The organism is Rhodococcus triatomae (assembly GCF_014217785.1).
In the GTDB taxonomy this organism is placed as follows: Bacteria; Actinomycetota; Actinomycetes; order Mycobacteriales; family Mycobacteriaceae; genus Rhodococcus_F; species Rhodococcus_F triatomae.
Map to the genome: position 1 here is coordinate 2,806,469 of NZ_CP048814.1, position 15,811 is coordinate 2,822,279.

Genomic DNA, 15,811 nt, shown 5'->3' on the forward strand with positions numbered 1-15,811 from the left:
CCTTCGAGGAACTGATCGATGCCGGCGCATCCGCGGACGTCACCGGTTGGGACTTCACATGGCTTGAGGGCCGAGCGGCCGGGGAACGCCCGCCGTGGGGATCTGTCCGGACGCTGGCAGCGCGACTCGCGACGGCATCCGCCCCCTTCAATATCCAGACCGGTGGTGGGGAGGTGCCGGCCGAAGCATCGACGTTCCCCGCCGTCGCGGTCGCCACGGAGTCGTGGCCGCCGAACGTGCGCAAAGCCACGCGACTGCTGCACCCCCGTGGCGTCGCCGTCGTCGCCGATCCGGACGAACCGCCGCTTCCGTTCGCGGACAATGCTCTCGATCTGGTGTCCAGTCGTCATCCGGCGACGGTGTGGTGGAGTGAGATCCACCGGGTCCTGGCGCCGGGAGGGCGGTATCTCGCTCAGCATGTCGGGCCCGCCAGCGCGTTCGAACTCATCGAGTACTTCCTGGGCCCACAACCGCAGGCTCGTCGCTCCCGCCATCCCGACGACGAGGTGGCGGCCGCCGAAGCGGCCGGGCTCGAGATCGTGGATCTACGGACCGCGCAGCTGCAGATCACCATTCACGATGTCGCCGCCGTCGTGTATCTGTTGCGGAAGGTGATCTGGTGGGTCCCGGATTTCACCGTGGACAGGTACCTCGACCGCCTGCGCGACTTGCACGACCGGATTCGCATCGAGGGCCCCTTCGTCGCTCACTCCACTCGTCACCTTGTCGAGGCGCGGCGACCCGAGGAGTGAGTGCCTCCGGGTCGGGCGCGAATCACTTCCCCACGAGGCGGGTACCGACCGTGTGTACCACCTGCACGTCCGGGTCCCACGGGATGAGTGCATGGACCGATTCCTCGAGTCCGTCCAGCGGCGGCAGTGTCGCGGGACCGAGGACCGTGACGGTGGCGGTCCCGCCCTGCCAGGTGACATCGGTGACCTCGGCTCCCGGGGTGTCGGCCAGCCACTGTTCCGCCGCCGTGGCTATCTGACGCGACCACACCGAGGACAGGGAGTTGACGACCATCGGGACGGTAACCGCGAACAGCACGACGGCCAGCACCGCGTACGCCCGCCCTCGTCGGGACCCGGCGACGATCCCGGCTTCCCGGGCGTACCCGGCGGCGACGAACACGGCGGTGGCGGTGATGACCATGGCGACGACGTTGGAGGCGAACAGGACGAAGGCGCCCGCGGCCAGGGAGGGGGCGCCGGAGCCCAGGCACACTCCCACCACCGCGAGGGGCGGTACGAGCGAGATGGCGATGGCGACACCCGGGAGTACGTCACCGACGTCTTTCCTGGCGATGGCGATGGCGCCGACCAGGCCGGTGGCCAGCGCGGCAGCGAGATCCATCAGTGTCGGGGACGTGCGGCCGAGTACCTGCGAATTGCTCAACACGTTCGTCGGATTCGGTAGCAACTGCGCGAACACGACACCGAGGACGACGACGAGGACGATTCCGGCGACGACGTAGAACAGGCTGTGCCGGATCAGGTGACCGCGTCCGGTCGTGATGCCCAGGCCGACACCGAGAATGGGCGTCGACAGGGGCGCGACGATCATCGCACCGATCACGGTGGCGGTGGAATCGCCCACGACACCGGCCACGGCGATCACCGCGGACAGCGTCAGCATGACCCAGAAAGCGGACCGTTTGGCGTCTCGGTCCCCGACCGACAGGTCGAGGCGCTCGTCGAGCTGGGTCAGTGTCCGGCGTTGTCCGTCGGGGACGATCTTCAGCATGGGAACCCACCGCCTCACGAACCAGGGCCTGTGACAACAGGATCGACGACGCGTCGCTCGCCGGAAGCCTACGCCTGCTCGTCCCGGAATCCCGTGGAAGACGGCGGATCCGCACTCGTGTCGCCGGCTGGTTCGGTCCCCTCGCCGACGGGAAGCGCGGCAACGACGACCGGCGCGGCAACGAGTGCCAGCGACAGCACGAACAGCCAGCCGATGACGGTGAACACGATGCCGAGGGTCCCGAAGTGTGCTTGCGCCTCCGCCGTGGCGTGCGGGAGCAGCACCCGGCCGACGGTGTGGATCGCGGTCATCAATGTCGCGGTGACGGCGCCGGTCCACACCAGCACTCGACCCGAGACGGCTCCCAGGGTGAGCAGATAGGGGCAGAGGGTCCACACACAGGCCCAGACGATCCACTGCCCGGCGACCACGAGACCGCCTGACGCGGACAGTTGAATCACCCCGACCAGCACGGACGACGCAATCACCGCGAACAGTACCGAGAACCAACGCCAACTCTGTGCGAGCCCGATCACCGGCACCGTCCAGACTCGTCCGTACGTCCGGGCGAGCGCACGGGCGAAGGAGGTACCGGACACGACGACCATCAGGAGCCCGACGACCCCGAATGCCGCAGCGGACGAGGTCGATTCGAACTCGCCGGGTGGCATCACCGTCGAGGGATCGAATCCGAGCTGGGTGAGGAGGCTGCGACCGGCGATCGTCGAGTCCATGAAGACCGATCCCGCGATGATCACCGGGAGCACCGAAGTGAACAATTGGGCAGCGAGGGTCATCGATCGATCCACCCACTCGATACGCGCCAGGCCGACCAGTACGCGGGTGACGGTGCGTCCGGCCGGACGGCCGCGAAAGACGGCACGCAGCAGCGCGGGGTATCCCTGTTCTCGTCGATCCCTTTCCGTCGACGGCGCCATGCGAGCAGTCCCTTCCCGGTGAGCCGGCGTGTGCGCGAACGATTCGCCGCCGAAGAGCATTCTTCCTCGCCGGACGCGCGGACGTCGTCAACTCTGCCGACGAGCCGACACCGGCATCACACCGCAACGGCAGCCGGGACATTCACCCGCCACGGATGACGTCACCACCGTGCGGGTCCCCCTACCGTCGGTTCGACACGCGTGCGCCGCAGGAGAGGAGAGTGGCCGGTGGACGGTACCGGAGGTGTTCCCGAGGACGACCGGGCCGGTTCGTCGTCCGTACCCGATTCCCCCGATCCTCCTCCTCCGAAGATCCCCGACACACCCGACGTGCCCGACACACCTGCCGTCGCGGATCCGGCCGCTGTGCCCTGGTCGATCCCGCGCGGGTTGATCGTGTTGCTGGCCGCGGCGGGCGCGGTCGTGGCGGTTGCCGGTATCCGGGTCTTCGCCGGCGTCATCGGGCCGGTGTTCCTGGCGCTGATGCTGACGATCTCGGTGCAGCCGGTCCAGGGGTGGGCGGTGCGCCGGGGACTGCGCCCGTGGATGGGAATGGTGGCCGCCGTCCTCGCGGTCTACGCCATCCTGATCGCACTGGTCGGGGCACTGGTGTTGACCACTGCCCAACTGGCGACCGTCCTGCCGCAGTACGAGCAGGCGTTCGACGACCTGTTCGCGGGACTGCGCGCGATGCTGGCCGACGCGGGCGTGAACGACGAGCAGATTCGGAACACCCTGGCGGGAGTCGACCTGGCGCGGTTGGTGGGTCTGTTGGAGACCGTACTCGAGGGCATACTGTCGCTGGCGTCGAATCTGGTGTTCGTGCTGGCCCTGTTGCTCTTCATGGCCGTCGACGGGATGACGGTGGGCCGCCGGCTCGACGTCGTCGCTGGACTGCGGCCCGACATCCGCCACGCGATCGCCACGTTCACGGTGGGCACCCGTAAGTACCTCCTGGTCTCCACGGTGTTCGGGTTGATCGTGGCCGTGTGTGACGGTGCCGCGCTCTGGTTGATGGGTGTCCCGTTGCCGTTGGCGTGGGCGGTGCTGTCGTTCATCACCAACTACATCCCCAACATCGGCTTCGTCATCGGATTGATCCCACCGGCATTGTTGGCGCTCCTCGACGGCGGGCCGACGCTGATGGTGTGGGTGATCGTCCTCTATTCGGTGATCAACTTCGTGATCCAGTCGATCATCCAACCGAAGTTCGTCGGCGATGCCGTCGGCATCACGGTGACCATGACGTTCCTGTCTCTGGTGTTCTGGTCCTGGGTTCTCGGTGCCCTGGGCGCGCTCCTGGCGATACCGCTGACCCTGCTGGTCAAGGCGCTACTGCTCGACATCGATCCCTCCGCGCGTTGGGCGATCGTCCTCATCAGTGACGAGAAGGTGGACGACGAGAAGGTGCACGACGAAAAGGACGAGAAGGAGCATCCGCCCACGAGCGCTGACGGTCCCGGCTCTCGCGATCCGGTGCCGGGGTAGCGGACCGGGGCGCGGGTGGTCGGATCACCCTTGTCGGGTGAGGCCGGCTGCCGGAGCGGGTGGAACGCTGACGAGTGAATCCGGCTGCAGCCGGCCGGCTCGACGAAAGGGATTCCATGAGCAGCCAGACCGATGCCACGGCGCGGCGGCCCTGACGGTGGAGCAGGCCTGCGATGCGATCGCGCCGCGCGTCGACGGGCCGCGGGAGATTCCGGCAAGCTGACGGAACTGATCGGCTACCTCGACGGACCCGACCCCGACTTCGCCATCGTCACGCCGTAGCGCCACCGGTTCGCCGCCCCGCATCGGTGCGGCTGTGGGGCGGCGGCTGTCGGCGGAAGGATCGGGGCGAGGACGGAGTGCATGTGACGTGTAGGTGCTCATGAACGGGCCGTGGCGTCGGGTGCGCGACGCGCTTCCCCGCGAACGCATGAACAGGTCCGATGTTGTCGCGGGCCTGCCCGGCGCGATCGGCAGTGTGCCGGACGGAATGGCCGCGGGCGTGCTGGCGGGGGTGAGCCCCGTGCACGGTCTGTACGCGAGTATGGCCGGGCGACTGTTCGGTGGATTCTCCACCAGCACCCGGCTGATGGTGGTCACCACGACCAGCGCATCGGCGCTCGCCGCGGGGTCCGCCCTCACCGGAGTGGCACCGGAAGACCGGCCTGCGGCGCTGGTGCTCCTCACACTGATCGCCGGCCTGGTGATGATCGTGGCCTCGGCGCTCCGGCTGGGCCGGTACACGCGGTTCGTCTCGCATTCGGTGATGACCGGTTTCCTGGCCGGAATCGCCGCCAACATCGCCCTCGGTCAGTTGCCGGCGTTGGTCGGGGCGGACGCGGAGGGCCGATTGGCGGCGGCAAAGGCCTTGGACGTGCTCACTCATCCCAGCAGTATCGACGGGGCGTCGCTGGTGATCGGGGCTCTTGCACTGGCGCTCATGGCCGGTGTGGCCCGCACGAGGCTGCAACTGTTCGCATCGTTGGGGGCGCTGGTCGTGCCGACCGCCCTCGTCCTGATCCTCGGGTGGGACTCGGTGACGCGGGTGTCGGAAGCGGGCGAGATCCCGACCGGATTTCCGCTGCCGGCCCTGCCGGACTTCACCTTGCTGACGCCCTCATTGGTCAGCGCGGCGTTCGCGGTGGCGGTGATCGTTCTGGTTCAGGGTGCCGGGGTGGCCGAGGCCTCGCCCAATCCGGACGGCTCCCGTTCGGCGTCCAACCGGGACTTCGCCGCGCAGGGCGTCGGCAACGTGGCCGCGGCGCTGTTCCGCGGTATGCCGGTAGGGGGCTCGGTGGGTCAGACCGCGCTCAACAGTGCTGCGGGTGCGCGCACCCGCTGGGCAGCGATCTGGTCCGGGATATGGATGTTGGCCATTCTGGTGGCCTTCGCGGGGTTGGTCGGCCAGGTACCGATGCCCACCCTGGCCGCCGTGCTGATCGTCGCGGCACTCGGTTCCCTGGACCCCTCGCGCATCTCGGCGATCTGGAGCAGCGGATACAGCTCGCGGATCGCCCTCGTCGTGACCTTCGTGGCCACCCTGCTGCTGCCGGTGACGGCGGCGGTGGGCATCGGAGTGGCGTTGTCACTCCTGCTGCAACTCAACCAGGAAGCGCTCGACCTGAAGGTGGTGCGCCTGCAGGTGGACGGCGATCGACTGGTGGAGAGCCGGGCGCCGAAGCAATTGGCCGACAACGAGATCGCCATACTCGATGTGTACGGCAGCCTGTTCTACGCCGGGGCCCGCACGTTGCAGGCCCAACTGCCCGATCCGGCGACAGCGAGATCCCCGGTGGTGATCCTCCGTCTGCGGGGACGCACCACGGCCAGTGCCACCTTCCTGGCGGTCGTCGCCGACTACGCACGGCGCCTCGACGCGGTCGACGGCCAGTTGTGCCTGAGCGGTGTGGACCCTCGAATCCGTGAGCTCTGGACCGACGAACTCCTGACCGCGCAGGGGGTGCGTCTCGAGTTCTTCACCGCCGGCCCGGTGCTCGGTGAATCCACGATCGCCGCGTACGCGCAGGCGCGGGTGTGGCTGCACGACCGGGACGACCAGTGAGAACGGGGTGAAGTTCACCCGCAACGTGTGATGAGCGGCGCCCCACACCCTCCCTACCGTGGATTGTATGGCCCCGGGCCCCGGAGACCTACCGCAGGCGGTAGGCCGGCCATCGGGCGATGGAGGCGACGATGGCCGAAGTGCTGGTGCAGCTGCTCCCGGAGATGTTGGGGCTGGTGATCACGCCCGGTGCGATCATCGGATGCATACTGCTGCTCCATTCGCGCGAACCGATCCGCAATGCGAGCGCGTTCGGTGCCGGGTTCCTCGTCGTCTACGTCATGATCGCGGTGTCCGCGCTCCTCGGCGGCGCCTCCGATCCCGGATCGACGCCCCCGGAAACGTCGCACGGTGCCGGGCTGATGGTGGGGCTCGTGTTCCTCGCCGTCGGATGCTGGATCGCCGGTCGCCCGCCCCGCCCGGATGCCGACCACCCCGCACTTCTGCGTGAACTCGAATCAGCGGGCCCACGGAAGGCTTTCGTCCTGGGTGTGGCGCTCGGAGTGATCAACCCGAACCTGTTCCTGATGATCTCCGGTATGAGCATCATCGCCAGCTCCACCGTGAGCCCCACCGCTGCACTGGTCGCGGCACTGCTGCTGCTGATCGCCGCTTCCCTGGATTTCCTCGTACCCATCGGGGTCTATCGCCTGCTCGGGGACCGTGCTCGCGTCGGGTTGGATCGGCTACAGGCATGGATGCTGCGCAACAGCCGAAGTCTCACGCTGGCCGTGCTGTTCGGATTCGGTGCGCTGTTCACCGTCCGGGGAATCGTGGATCTCGTCTGAGACCGCCGGACGTCTCAACCGTGTTACATCTGGTCGGCGGCCGTCCCTGTGGATCACATTCGGAATGCTGCCGCTCCATACTGGCCGGATGGACGGAATCGAGAGCCTCGTCGCCGAGATGAGCGACCACCTGTGGACCTGGCTCCTCACCCCGATCGTGGTGTTCGTCGGCCTGTACATGACGATCCGTTCGGGGGTCATCCAGCTCCGGTGGATTCCGGAGATGTTCCGCACCGTCACCGATCGATCCCCGCTCGACGAGGAAGGCAGGCCGCAGTCGATCTCCGCCTTCCAGGCATTCACCGTCTCGGCGGCGTCGCGGGTCGGTGTCGGCAACATCGCGGGAGTGGGCACCGCCATCGCGATCGGCGGCCCGGGCGCGATCTTCTGGATGTGGCTCATGGCGCTCGTCGTCGCCGCAACGAGCCTCGTCGAATCGTCCCTCGGTCAGCTCTTCAAGGTGCGCGACAAGGGGGCGTTCCGCGGCGGGCCCGCCTACTACATCGAGCGAGGTCTCGGTAAGCGTTGGGCTGGAATCGCGTTCGCGATCACCTTGATCATGTGCTTTCCGTTCGCCTTCAGCTCGTTGCAGGCCAACACCCTGACCGCCACCATCGTCGGAGTCTCCGGCGGAGATGAATCGCCCTCCTGGATTCCGTTTCTGGTGGGCGGTGTTCTCGCGGTTCTGACCGCGATGGTCATCTTCGGTGGAGTGCGCCGCATTGCCACGGTGTCCCAGGCGGCGATCCCGATCGTCGCCTTCGCATATCTGATGATCGGCATCATCATCGTCGGCATCAACGCCGAGCAGTTGCCTGCCGCATTCGCCTCGATCTTCACCGAGGCGTGGGGTGACTCGCAGGTGCTCGGTGCCACGCTGGGCACCATCATCATGACCGGTGTCAAGCGCGGCATGTTCTCGAACGAGGCCGGCCTGGGATCGGCGCCGAACGCCGGCGCGAGCGCCGCGGTGACACATCCGGTCAAGCAGGGGTTGGTGCAGACTCTGGGCGTCTACTTCGACACCTGGCTGGTCTGCTCCATCACCGCGTTCATCATCCTGGTATCGGCTCCCGACCTCTCGGATGCTCCGCGCGGTATCTACCTCACCCAGAATGCGATCGCCGACGCCCTGGGGAGTTGGACCGGCATCATGCTCGCCGTCATCATCTTCCTGCTCGCATTCACCTCGGTACTCGGCAACTACTACTACGGCGAGACGAACATCCAGTTCATCACCAGTCGCCCGAGGGTGCTCACCGTGTTCCGCAACGCTGTCATCGTGGTGGTGTTCCTGGGTTCGATCGCCTCGGCCGACCTGATCTGGAACCTCGCCGACGGGATCATGGGCATCATGGCGTTGATCAACCTGATTGCGATCATGCTGCTCTCCGGCGTGGCGATGAAGCTCGTCAAGGACTATTCCCAGCAGCGTCGGGACGGGCACGACCCGGTGTTCACCCGGGACAGGCTGCCGGGTGTACGCGGCATCGAATGCTGGGAGGACGAGCGCACCGTCACCGGCCCGCTCGGTGTCATCTCGCAGAAGTACCGCGACGAGAAGCACCGTGATCGTTTGCATCGGGAGGCCGACGACGGAACCGAGTGAGCTGCGGGGCGCAGTGACGCCGGTTCGCCACGCAGAGGGGCAGAAAGGTCCTCGAGAACTTCGCGTGCATCGACGCCCATGCGGTCAGGAGCGGTGCCTGGGACCGTGCGATCGGCGACGTCGCCCCCTGCCTCCGCATCGGTGGTCCCGACGCGAGTTTTCGCCCTGGCTGTCGGCGCCGGGACGTTGAGTTACTGCTGTTCAGGGGTGTGGACGCGCCGCCACATCGAGATCCGGATGAGCCTCCCGATTGTGCTGTGCGGTTGTGGTCTGTGCGCCAACTGTATTAGCGTCGGGACGGAGGTTGAGCAGACAGCCCGCACGCTCGAGAGCGCGGGGGTGTGCCAGCTCCGTTGCATTGGCCCCTCGCGTCGCCGTTCAGGTGTTCGATGAAGGGAGAGCTATGCCAGTGTCATTGATGGATGCTCGAATCAGCGAACTCACGTCTCCAGTGTTTCCGACAGTGGGAGACGTCCAGTTCTCCACGGTGCCTTTGGGTTTCGAATCCGCGGTGCTGATGATCAGCGGCGAGATCGACATCGTCAGCGCTCCACCCCTGCGTGAGAATTTGCGTGTGCGCGTGCAGGAGTACCGCACACTCGTGGTCGACTTCTCCGGCGTCGACTTCTTCGGCTCCGCGGGGCTGGGATTGTTCGACACGCTGGAGCAAGCCGAGCGCGACAAGGGGCTCGAATTCGAGGTCGTCTACGGTCGCTCCGTGGCCCGGATGCTCCGCGCCGCCGCGCTCGACGCCCAATGGCCCTCGTGTGCAAGCATTTACGACGCCGTTCGTGAAGTGGAAACCCGTGGTCACCGGTCGTTGGCCCCTGCGGTCTGAGAAGACCGCATTCAGGTCGGCCACCCCGGCCCGGGCGCAGGTGTAGTCCCCTGTGCCGCCATCGAGGAAGGTGAAATCCATGACCGAACCAACACCCGATGAGCTCTCGACCGTGCAACTCGTCGAACGGCTACAGCAGCAGACGACCGAGCTGGTGAAGACCGAGATCCGAGATGCGGTGGAGGAGGTCAGGACCAAGAGCACGCGCGTCGGGATCGGTGTCGGGATCTCCGGGGCGGGCACATTGCTCGTTTTCTTCGGGCTGGCAACCCTGGTGGCAGCCGCGGTTCTCGGACTGGCGAATGCCGTGCCGGCCTGGCTGGCCGCGCTGATCGTGGGCGGAGCCCTTCTCGTCGTCGGAGGCGGTGTGGCCGCCTTCGGGGCTCAGCGCGCCAAGTCGGCGGTACCGCCGGTGCCCGAGCGCACCGCCCAGAGCGTCCGGAAAGATGTTACGACTGTGAAGGAGCACCTCTGATGACCAGCCCCTTCGAAGGACCGGACCACACGTCGGCCGACGGCTCGCCTCCCGTTGCGCAGCAGCGCGAGGAACTCGCTGAGACGGTCGACGCCCTGACGAAGAAGCTGGATGTGCCGGCCCGGGCGAACGCCGCGGCCGCCGATACCGCGCACGCTGCCGCCGTCACGGTGCGGGAGAATCAGCCGTTCGTCGTCATCGCCGCCGTCGCCGTGGTGTCGGCAATCGTCGCGGCCGTCGTGGTCCGGCGTCGGCGCCGATAGGAGACAGTGATGAGCGTTGTGTCGAAGGCTCTGTACAAGCCGTTGTCGATCGGGACGAGCGTGATCGGCGGCCTCGCCGCGGGCGCCGTCTTCAACCAGATCTGGAAGCGGATCTCTTCCGAGCCCGGAAAGCCCGAGCCCCAGGATCTTCAGCGCAGCACCAGCGAAGTCCTCATTGCCGCGGCGCTCCAAGGGCTGGTCTTCGGTCTCGTGCGGGCTGCCGTCGATCGTGCCGGTGCCCGCGGCTACGAGGCGATGACTCACAGCGATCCGAATTGACGACCGTCACTCGGGCAGCGAGGAAGAGTCCGCGAGTAGGGCGGCCACCACCCCGATCGTCATCGTGGGCTACGCCTCGCGGCGTTGTCGACGATCTCGGCGGCGATCTCTCGTAGTTTGCGGTTGGTGGATTGCGATTGCCGACGCAGAACGAAGAATGCCGCGTCCGCGTCGATTCCGAGTGAGGACATGAGGATGCCCTTGGCCTGTTCGACCGGCGCCCGGTGGGCGATCGCGGCTCGGATCTTGTCGGCGACTTCCACCGCAGACTGGTAGCGGGAGAAGTCGCCGATGGCGCTGGACGCGGACGAGGTGAGGATGTCGATGATCTGGGCGTCTATCGCATCGAATGCCGCGGGACCCCGTCCGTAGAGATTCAACGCTCCGAACGACTCCCCGGCACGCAGCGGAGCGGCGAGGAACGAGTGAATCCCCTCGGCGCGGGCTGCGAGCGCGAACTCCGGCCACCGTTGCTCGGCACCGTCCACGTCGACCAGGGTCACCTCACCGGTGCGGGCGGCATGCAGGCACGGGCCCTCATCGGCCTCGTACTGCTGCTCGTCGACGGCGAGTGTGCGCTCGTCGGTGTGGACGGCGGTGTAGACGCGTCCGCCGAGGGCGATGGTCACGCCCGCGCTGTCCGCACCGACGATGGTCTGCGTCGCGGACTCCACGACCCGCTGGAGCAGCACGATCAACCCGTCCTCGTCGTCGATCGACTGCCCGAGCGCGACCAGCAGCTTTCCCAGGGTGATCGCGTCGAGGCGTGAGTCCGCGCCGGTGACGAGAGGGTCGATCGCCGATTCTGTGCCGATGACGGGAACGGAGTCCTCGACCTGCTTCGTGCCATCCATACGTTCACCGTTCCCTCGTGCCATCTGATCCGTGTCCTCGTCGATTATTCCTGCTGCGGCACCCAGGGCAGTGTCCCGCTGCCAGGTTCTACTTCCAGTGAGCCAGCTCGTGGGCCAGGTTTGCCCGGGCGCGTCGGTGGTGGCCCCGCGCGGCGTCGGCGCTCAACCCCAGGCGGGTGCCGATCGCCGGAAACGTGTGGCCCTCGACCTCCCGGAGGATCCAGACGTCGCGTTGGCGGTCCGGTAGCTGCGCCAACGCCACCGACAGGGCGCCGACGAAGGCTGCACTCGTCGCCACTGCGCTGGTCTCGAACGTCGTGGCGGCAGGCAGTGTGGAGAACGAGTCGGTATCGACCGGCACCGATCGATACGACCGGTAGAGATCCGCAATCTTCCGCCGACAGATCGCGACGAGCCAGTTCTCGAACGACGACTCCTGCCGGAAGCCCGGGATCTGCCTCCACGCCGCGATGAATGTTTCCTGCACGACATCGTGGACATCGGAGTTGCGCACGGCTCCGCGCGCGTACCGGTAGAGCGCCGCCGCATGGCCTCTCACCAACTGATCGAACGCTGCTCGATCCCCGTCGGCGGCGCGGCGTAGCAGTTCGTGCTCGTCCCTCCGGACGACGTCGGAGTGCACGGTCGGAGTCGACCCGGACTGAACGGCAACCGGTGGCACCAGCAAATCGACGCACTCCTCCCATGACGGCGCCGTCATGGAGGAGAGGCGAGCGGCTACTGCGGCCGCGGGTTCACCTTAGCGTCAGGAATGTCGGGTCGAGAAACGGCCCGACCCGGGCTGGGACCGTGGATGCCGAGTAGTAGCTGTGGATCTTGGGCGGCCAGGGCTGTGCACGGTCGGAGTTGCGCGCAAGTTGCAGGCATCCGCGCATACTGCAACCTGCGCGACGTGGCGGGAACCTGCGCGGTTCACCGCGAAGGCGGTGACCCCAGCGCGTCGACGACCGGCAGGTCGCTGAACGGGTCTCCGCCGAACATCGTCCCGGTGACGCGATCGTCGAAGCGCTGCCGCACCAGTGGGTAGGCGGCGTCGGGCAGGGCGTAGAAGTACACGCGCGGCAGCATCTCGTTCACCGTGTCGATGTAGTACTCGACGAACTCGGCGACATTCGGATCGTCCAACATGTCCGTCGAGACGTAGAGGAACAGTGGCCGCGTCAACGGTGTGTAGCGGCCGGACTGTGCGTTCTCGCGGGACGGAGTGACACCGTCGATCGCGACGTTGCTGATCCTGTCCCGGTACTCCTCGTCGGCGGCGAGATAGTTGCCCACGCCCATGAATCCCAGCGAGTCGTCGTCCTCGGCAACCCAGCCGGCGAGCTCTGCCATATCATCCGTGGCCCGGTAGTCGCTGCGGATCCGGCCGGCTTCTCCGGTCACGAAGTGGGTGAAGTACTCGAACGTCGCCGAGCCCTCCGGCCGGCCGAAGAGTGAAATCTGCCGGTCCGGCCACTCCTCGCGGACGTCCTGCCACGTCTGCACGTCCGAATCCGGCGACCAGATACGGGAAAGCTCGTCGAACGTGAGGTCGGAGGCGAAGCTGTTGTTCTCGTTGCGGACCAGGCTCAGCGCGTCGAGCGCGATCGGCAGTTCGATGAACTCGACACCGTTGTCCGCGCACATCTGCACGAAGTCGATCCGCTGCCCGGCTCCGGGTATCGCCTCGGAGGCGTTGTTGATCGCGGTCTCGCCCGCGCAGAACCGCTCGAACCCGGCGAGCGTTCCCTCCGCCGCGATGTCGACCGCGAACCGTCCGTCGCGGGCGATGGCTGCGGTGACAGGAGCGACGGTCGCCGAACCGGATATCTCGATCGGGGTCGATTCTCCGTTGCCGCCACAGGCTGCCAGTGAGGCAGTCAGCGCCGCGGCGGCGACAATGGCTGTCCCCCTCAGTCGCTCACGCATGGCCCGGGTGCCTGCCCGCGTCGCTGCCGGATCCGTCCCCCGCCTCGCTACCGTCGTGCGCGACTTCGCGAAACGCTTCCTCGAAGAAGACGCGGACCTCGTGCCAGCGCACGCGGCTGTTCGCCAAGTGCTCGGCGAGCCGGTCGATCTCGGCGTGCTGCAGGCGATGGGTCCTCCGGGACGCCAACTCGCGTCGGAGGAGCGCAACGGTGTCCTCCGCGTCCGCCAGGGATCGCTCGAGTTCACGTTCCAAGTCGTCGCGTCTACGTGCATCGGTGTCGTCGGTCATGTGACGCTCCCAGTCCTCGGTTACAGCAAGACACTCAGCGCGATCAGAACGAGCGGGAGGGCGATGAATACGCCCAACACCCAGACTGCCGCGTAGATCTTCTTCTCCGCAGCGAGATTTGCCAGCCACTGCGCGCCCATGACAGGTAGTGGGCGCAGGAACGGCAGGCCGAATATCAGTGTGATAGCGAACAGGTTGAACAGGACATGGATATAGGCGCCCTGGAGGGCGAGAGTTGCTTCGACACCGCTGAATCCGAACGCGGCGATCAGTGCAGTCGCCGTTGTCCCGATGTTCGCGCCCAGCGTGAAGGGATAGACCTGACGCAGGGTGAAGATGCCTGACCCGGCCATCGGGACGACGAGGCTCGTGGTGGTCGACGACGACTGGACCATGACGGTGATGATCGGCCCGGAGGCGATTCCGCTCATCGGGCCGCGCCCGATCGCCGTGTGCAGGACCTTTTCCGCACGTCCGACCATGAGGAGTTTGAGTAGCTTGGCGATGAGCGTGATGACCAGGAGGATCAGCGCGACGCCGATCAAGATCAGTGCGATGCCGAACCACGGGTCGGGCAGCGGACCGGCAATCCACTTGACCACAGCCGTCCCCGGTGTGGTGAATGCCTGCACCGTCGAACCGATCCCCGAGAAGACCGCCGCGATGATCCCGCCGTCCGAGCCCGACGTCTGGTTCGCAAGCCATTCCGAACTCTTCGCCAGTATCCCGAACATCAACTCCAGCGGGAGGAATATGGCTACGGCGAGCAAATTGTAGAAATCGTGGATACTCGCCGCACCGAAAGCTCGGCGAAACGAATCCTTGTCGCGCACCATGCCGAGGCTCACCAGCGTGCTCGTGATGGTCGTGCCGATGTTCGCGCCGAGCATGACGGGCACGGCGATCGCGATGGGCAGGCCACCCGCGACCATGCCGACGGTGATCGCCGTGGTCGTTGTCGACGACTGGGTCGCGACTGTTGCGAGCACGCCGATCATCAACGCGATGAACGGGTTCGAGGCGAACTGGAACAGTTCTCCGGCTTGACCGCCGGTGGCGGACTTGAAGCCCGCGCCGATGAGACCGACAGCAGTGATCAATGTGTAGATGCCGAATGCGATGCCGAGCCAATTGATGACTTTCTGGCTGCGCTCAGACCATCCGAGATAATCGAGAGGGCCCTTCAGCGCCGCACTGGCACCAGAGGGTGATTCAGTGGCGCCTTCCAGCGGTGGCGTAGCCATCGACGCTCCATTCCGGGAACGGTAAGCAGGGGTGGACCCTTTTACGGCTACAGATCATCACGACAACACATGCACACGACTATCGCAGGGTGAACAGGAGAGGAACGTGACAAAACGGACGAGGGTTCCGCGGTACGGTATCGCACGCTGTCACGTCGCACTCGCCGGCCCTCGACGCGGGGTGAACGCTGCGCCGGAACGCGCCGACCCGGCCTCGGCATCGAGCCGTCGGGGCGGCCGGTGTCAAGGAGCGAAGAAGGGGCGCCCCGCGAGTGGGAACGCCCTCTACCTGCTGGAATGTGGTGGAGCCGATGACGGGAATCGAACCCGCGTATTCAGCTTGGGAAGCTATCCAATACCCGGTTCGTGTGCGCTGGTGGGCGGCCCGATTGGGTCACTCACCAGGGCAAACATACCACGGGTGTTACAACGTGCAACAACGTGAAACAACGGCGCTCTGGGCACGCTCTGGGCACGCTCTGGGCACGGGGCACGAACCGTTCGAACGATCGTTGCCAGTCGAACACGTCGACCCCGTGGTTCTTCGAAGTGCTCAACCAATGGTTGGCGGGTTCCGGTGATCTTCCACTGAATGACCATTCCGAAGACGGCCGACGTCACGTCCGGCGCGGCCGATCTGTTCCGACATCGGCAATGTCGGTCGATGAAATCGCGCTGGAAGTGCTCGACACGTCCGGGCCGAACTGTCGTCGGTCGGTATCCGGGCCGAAGTCGACCCGCCCCGTCTGATCGTCGGGCGGCGATGTACTACGAAGCGCAGCAGACAAACCTGTAGACGAACCGTGGTATCCCGAATGGCACAACTACCTGGACAACGAAGAGCATCGTTGTTTCGTACGACAGACCGTCGCGCCTACGAAGTACAGCCGTTGGTGCGGTCGCGGCGTCGCTGGCGGCGTCGGCGGTCGTCGTCTCGCTGGCACTGTCTGCACCGACCGAGTGCATCCCGACCGTGCGCGGCGATCTCGTGTCCACGTAGACAGTGCGG

General features: G+C 66.4%; 17 protein-coding genes. 10 read left to right on the plus strand and 7 right to left on the minus strand.

Annotated elements, in window-relative coordinates:
- Positions 1-11 precede the first annotated feature (11 nt).
- A complete protein-coding gene (locus G4H71_RS13205) occupies positions 12-752 on the plus strand; it encodes a methyltransferase domain-containing protein (protein ID WP_072737034.1) in 741 nt (246 codons plus the stop codon).
- A 22-nt stretch (positions 753-774) separates the two neighbouring features.
- Here G4H71_RS13205 and G4H71_RS13210 read toward each other — a convergent pair whose 3' ends face one another.
- Both G4H71_RS13210 and G4H71_RS13215 read right to left on the minus strand, forming a co-directional pair.
- Positions 775-1,746, minus strand: coding sequence for a TIGR00341 family protein (locus tag G4H71_RS13210; protein ID WP_072737033.1), 972 nt, complete (start codon positions 1,744-1,746; stop codon positions 775-777).
- Positions 1,747-1,814: 68 nt separating this feature from the next.
- Entirely contained in the window at positions 1,815-2,684 is an 870-nt protein-coding gene (locus tag G4H71_RS13215; RefSeq protein WP_139183210.1) for a hypothetical protein, read from the minus strand.
- 330 nt (positions 2,685-3,014) lie between these two features.
- Here G4H71_RS13215 and G4H71_RS13220 point away from each other — a divergent pair, with 330 nt between their 5' ends.
- The 9 genes from G4H71_RS13220 (at position 3,015) to G4H71_RS13260 (ending at position 10,486) form a co-directional block, all read left to right on the plus strand.
- Entirely contained in the window at positions 3,015-4,172 is a 1,158-nt protein-coding gene (locus G4H71_RS13220; RefSeq protein WP_072737249.1) for an AI-2E family transporter, read from the plus strand.
- Positions 4,173-4,304: 132 nt separating this feature from the next.
- Entirely contained in the window at positions 4,305-4,454 is a 150-nt protein-coding gene (locus G4H71_RS13225) for a hypothetical protein (protein ID WP_169847121.1), read from the plus strand.
- A 100-nt stretch (positions 4,455-4,554) separates the two neighbouring features.
- The gene (locus G4H71_RS13230) at positions 4,555-6,234 is read left to right on the plus strand and encodes a SulP family inorganic anion transporter (protein ID WP_072737032.1); all 1,680 of its coding nucleotides are present in this window, start codon (positions 4,555-4,557) and stop codon (positions 6,232-6,234) included.
- Between the two features lie 131 nt (positions 6,235-6,365).
- On the plus strand, positions 6,366-7,022 hold the full coding sequence (locus tag G4H71_RS13235; protein WP_072737248.1) for a GAP family protein: 657 nt from the start codon (positions 6,366-6,368) through the stop codon (positions 7,020-7,022).
- Between the two features lie 88 nt (positions 7,023-7,110).
- Positions 7,111-8,631, plus strand: coding sequence for an alanine/glycine:cation symporter family protein (locus G4H71_RS13240; RefSeq protein WP_072737031.1), 1,521 nt, complete (start codon positions 7,111-7,113; stop codon positions 8,629-8,631).
- A gap of 463 nt (positions 8,632-9,094) precedes the next feature.
- The gene (locus G4H71_RS13245) at positions 9,095-9,469 is read left to right on the plus strand and encodes an STAS domain-containing protein (protein ID WP_072737030.1); all 375 of its coding nucleotides are present in this window, start codon (positions 9,095-9,097) and stop codon (positions 9,467-9,469) included.
- A gap of 79 nt (positions 9,470-9,548) precedes the next feature.
- Complete coding sequence (locus G4H71_RS13250; RefSeq protein ID WP_072737029.1) at positions 9,549-9,944, plus strand: phage holin family protein; 396 nt, start codon at positions 9,549-9,551, stop codon at positions 9,942-9,944.
- A complete protein-coding gene (locus tag G4H71_RS13255) occupies positions 9,944-10,207 on the plus strand; it encodes a DUF3618 domain-containing protein (RefSeq protein WP_072737028.1) in 264 nt (87 codons plus the stop codon). Before G4H71_RS13250 ends, G4H71_RS13255 begins: the two co-directional genes overlap by 1 nt.
- A gap of 9 nt (positions 10,208-10,216) precedes the next feature.
- Positions 10,217-10,486, plus strand: a complete 270-nt coding sequence (locus tag G4H71_RS13260) for a DUF4235 domain-containing protein (protein WP_072737027.1) — start codon at positions 10,217-10,219, stop codon at positions 10,484-10,486.
- Positions 10,487-10,545: 59 nt separating this feature from the next.
- Here G4H71_RS13260 and G4H71_RS13265 read toward each other — a convergent pair whose 3' ends face one another.
- The 5 genes from G4H71_RS13265 to G4H71_RS13285 form a co-directional block, all read right to left on the minus strand.
- The gene (locus G4H71_RS13265; RefSeq protein ID WP_072737026.1) at positions 10,546-11,340 is read right to left on the minus strand and encodes a GAF and ANTAR domain-containing protein; all 795 of its coding nucleotides are present in this window, start codon (positions 11,338-11,340) and stop codon (positions 10,546-10,548) included.
- An 88-nt stretch (positions 11,341-11,428) separates the two neighbouring features.
- Entirely contained in the window at positions 11,429-11,983 is a 555-nt protein-coding gene (locus tag G4H71_RS13270) for an RNA polymerase sigma factor (protein ID WP_072737247.1), read from the minus strand.
- A gap of 290 nt (positions 11,984-12,273) precedes the next feature.
- The gene (locus G4H71_RS13275; protein WP_072737025.1) at positions 12,274-13,269 is read right to left on the minus strand and encodes a PstS family phosphate ABC transporter substrate-binding protein; all 996 of its coding nucleotides are present in this window, start codon (positions 13,267-13,269) and stop codon (positions 12,274-12,276) included.
- Positions 13,262-13,558 (minus strand): hypothetical protein, encoded by a 297-nt coding sequence (locus tag G4H71_RS13280; protein ID WP_072737024.1) that lies wholly within the window; start codon positions 13,556-13,558, stop codon positions 13,262-13,264. The genes G4H71_RS13275 and G4H71_RS13280 overlap by 8 nt, the downstream gene beginning before the upstream one ends.
- Before the next feature lie 20 nt (positions 13,559-13,578).
- Positions 13,579-14,802, minus strand: a complete 1,224-nt coding sequence (locus tag G4H71_RS13285) for a Na/Pi symporter (RefSeq protein WP_072737023.1) — start codon at positions 14,800-14,802, stop codon at positions 13,579-13,581.
- Positions 14,803-15,811: the final 1,009 nt, after the last annotated feature.

Bases quoted from the DNA above. Each gene is read 5' to 3' on its own strand.
- G4H71_RS13210 (WP_072737033.1), bottom strand. From the start codon at position 1,746: ATGCTGAAGATCGTCCCCGACGGACAACGCCGGACACTGACCCAGCTC.
- G4H71_RS13215 (WP_139183210.1), bottom strand. From the start codon at position 2,684: ATGGCGCCGTCGACGGAAAGGGATCGACGAGAACAGGGATACCCCGCG.
- G4H71_RS13225 (WP_169847121.1), top strand. From the start codon at position 4,305: ATGCCACGGCGCGGCGGCCCTGACGGTGGAGCAGGCCTGCGATGCGAT.
- G4H71_RS13230 (WP_072737032.1), top strand. From the start codon at position 4,555: ATGAACGGGCCGTGGCGTCGGGTGCGCGACGCGCTTCCCCGCGAACGC.
- G4H71_RS13235 (WP_072737248.1), top strand. From the start codon at position 6,366: ATGGCCGAAGTGCTGGTGCAGCTGCTCCCGGAGATGTTGGGGCTGGTG.
- G4H71_RS13240 (WP_072737031.1), top strand. From the start codon at position 7,111: ATGGACGGAATCGAGAGCCTCGTCGCCGAGATGAGCGACCACCTGTGG.
- G4H71_RS13250 (WP_072737029.1), top strand. From the start codon at position 9,549: ATGACCGAACCAACACCCGATGAGCTCTCGACCGTGCAACTCGTCGAA.
- G4H71_RS13255 (WP_072737028.1), top strand. From the start codon at position 9,944: ATGACCAGCCCCTTCGAAGGACCGGACCACACGTCGGCCGACGGCTCG.
- G4H71_RS13260 (WP_072737027.1), top strand. From the start codon at position 10,217: ATGAGCGTTGTGTCGAAGGCTCTGTACAAGCCGTTGTCGATCGGGACG.
- G4H71_RS13265 (WP_072737026.1), bottom strand. From the start codon at position 11,340: ATGGATGGCACGAAGCAGGTCGAGGACTCCGTTCCCGTCATCGGCACA.
- G4H71_RS13275 (WP_072737025.1), bottom strand. From the start codon at position 13,269: ATGCGTGAGCGACTGAGGGGGACAGCCATTGTCGCCGCCGCGGCGCTG.
- G4H71_RS13280 (WP_072737024.1), bottom strand. From the start codon at position 13,558: ATGACCGACGACACCGATGCACGTAGACGCGACGACTTGGAACGTGAA.
- G4H71_RS13285 (WP_072737023.1), bottom strand. From the start codon at position 14,802: ATGGCTACGCCACCGCTGGAAGGCGCCACTGAATCACCCTCTGGTGCC.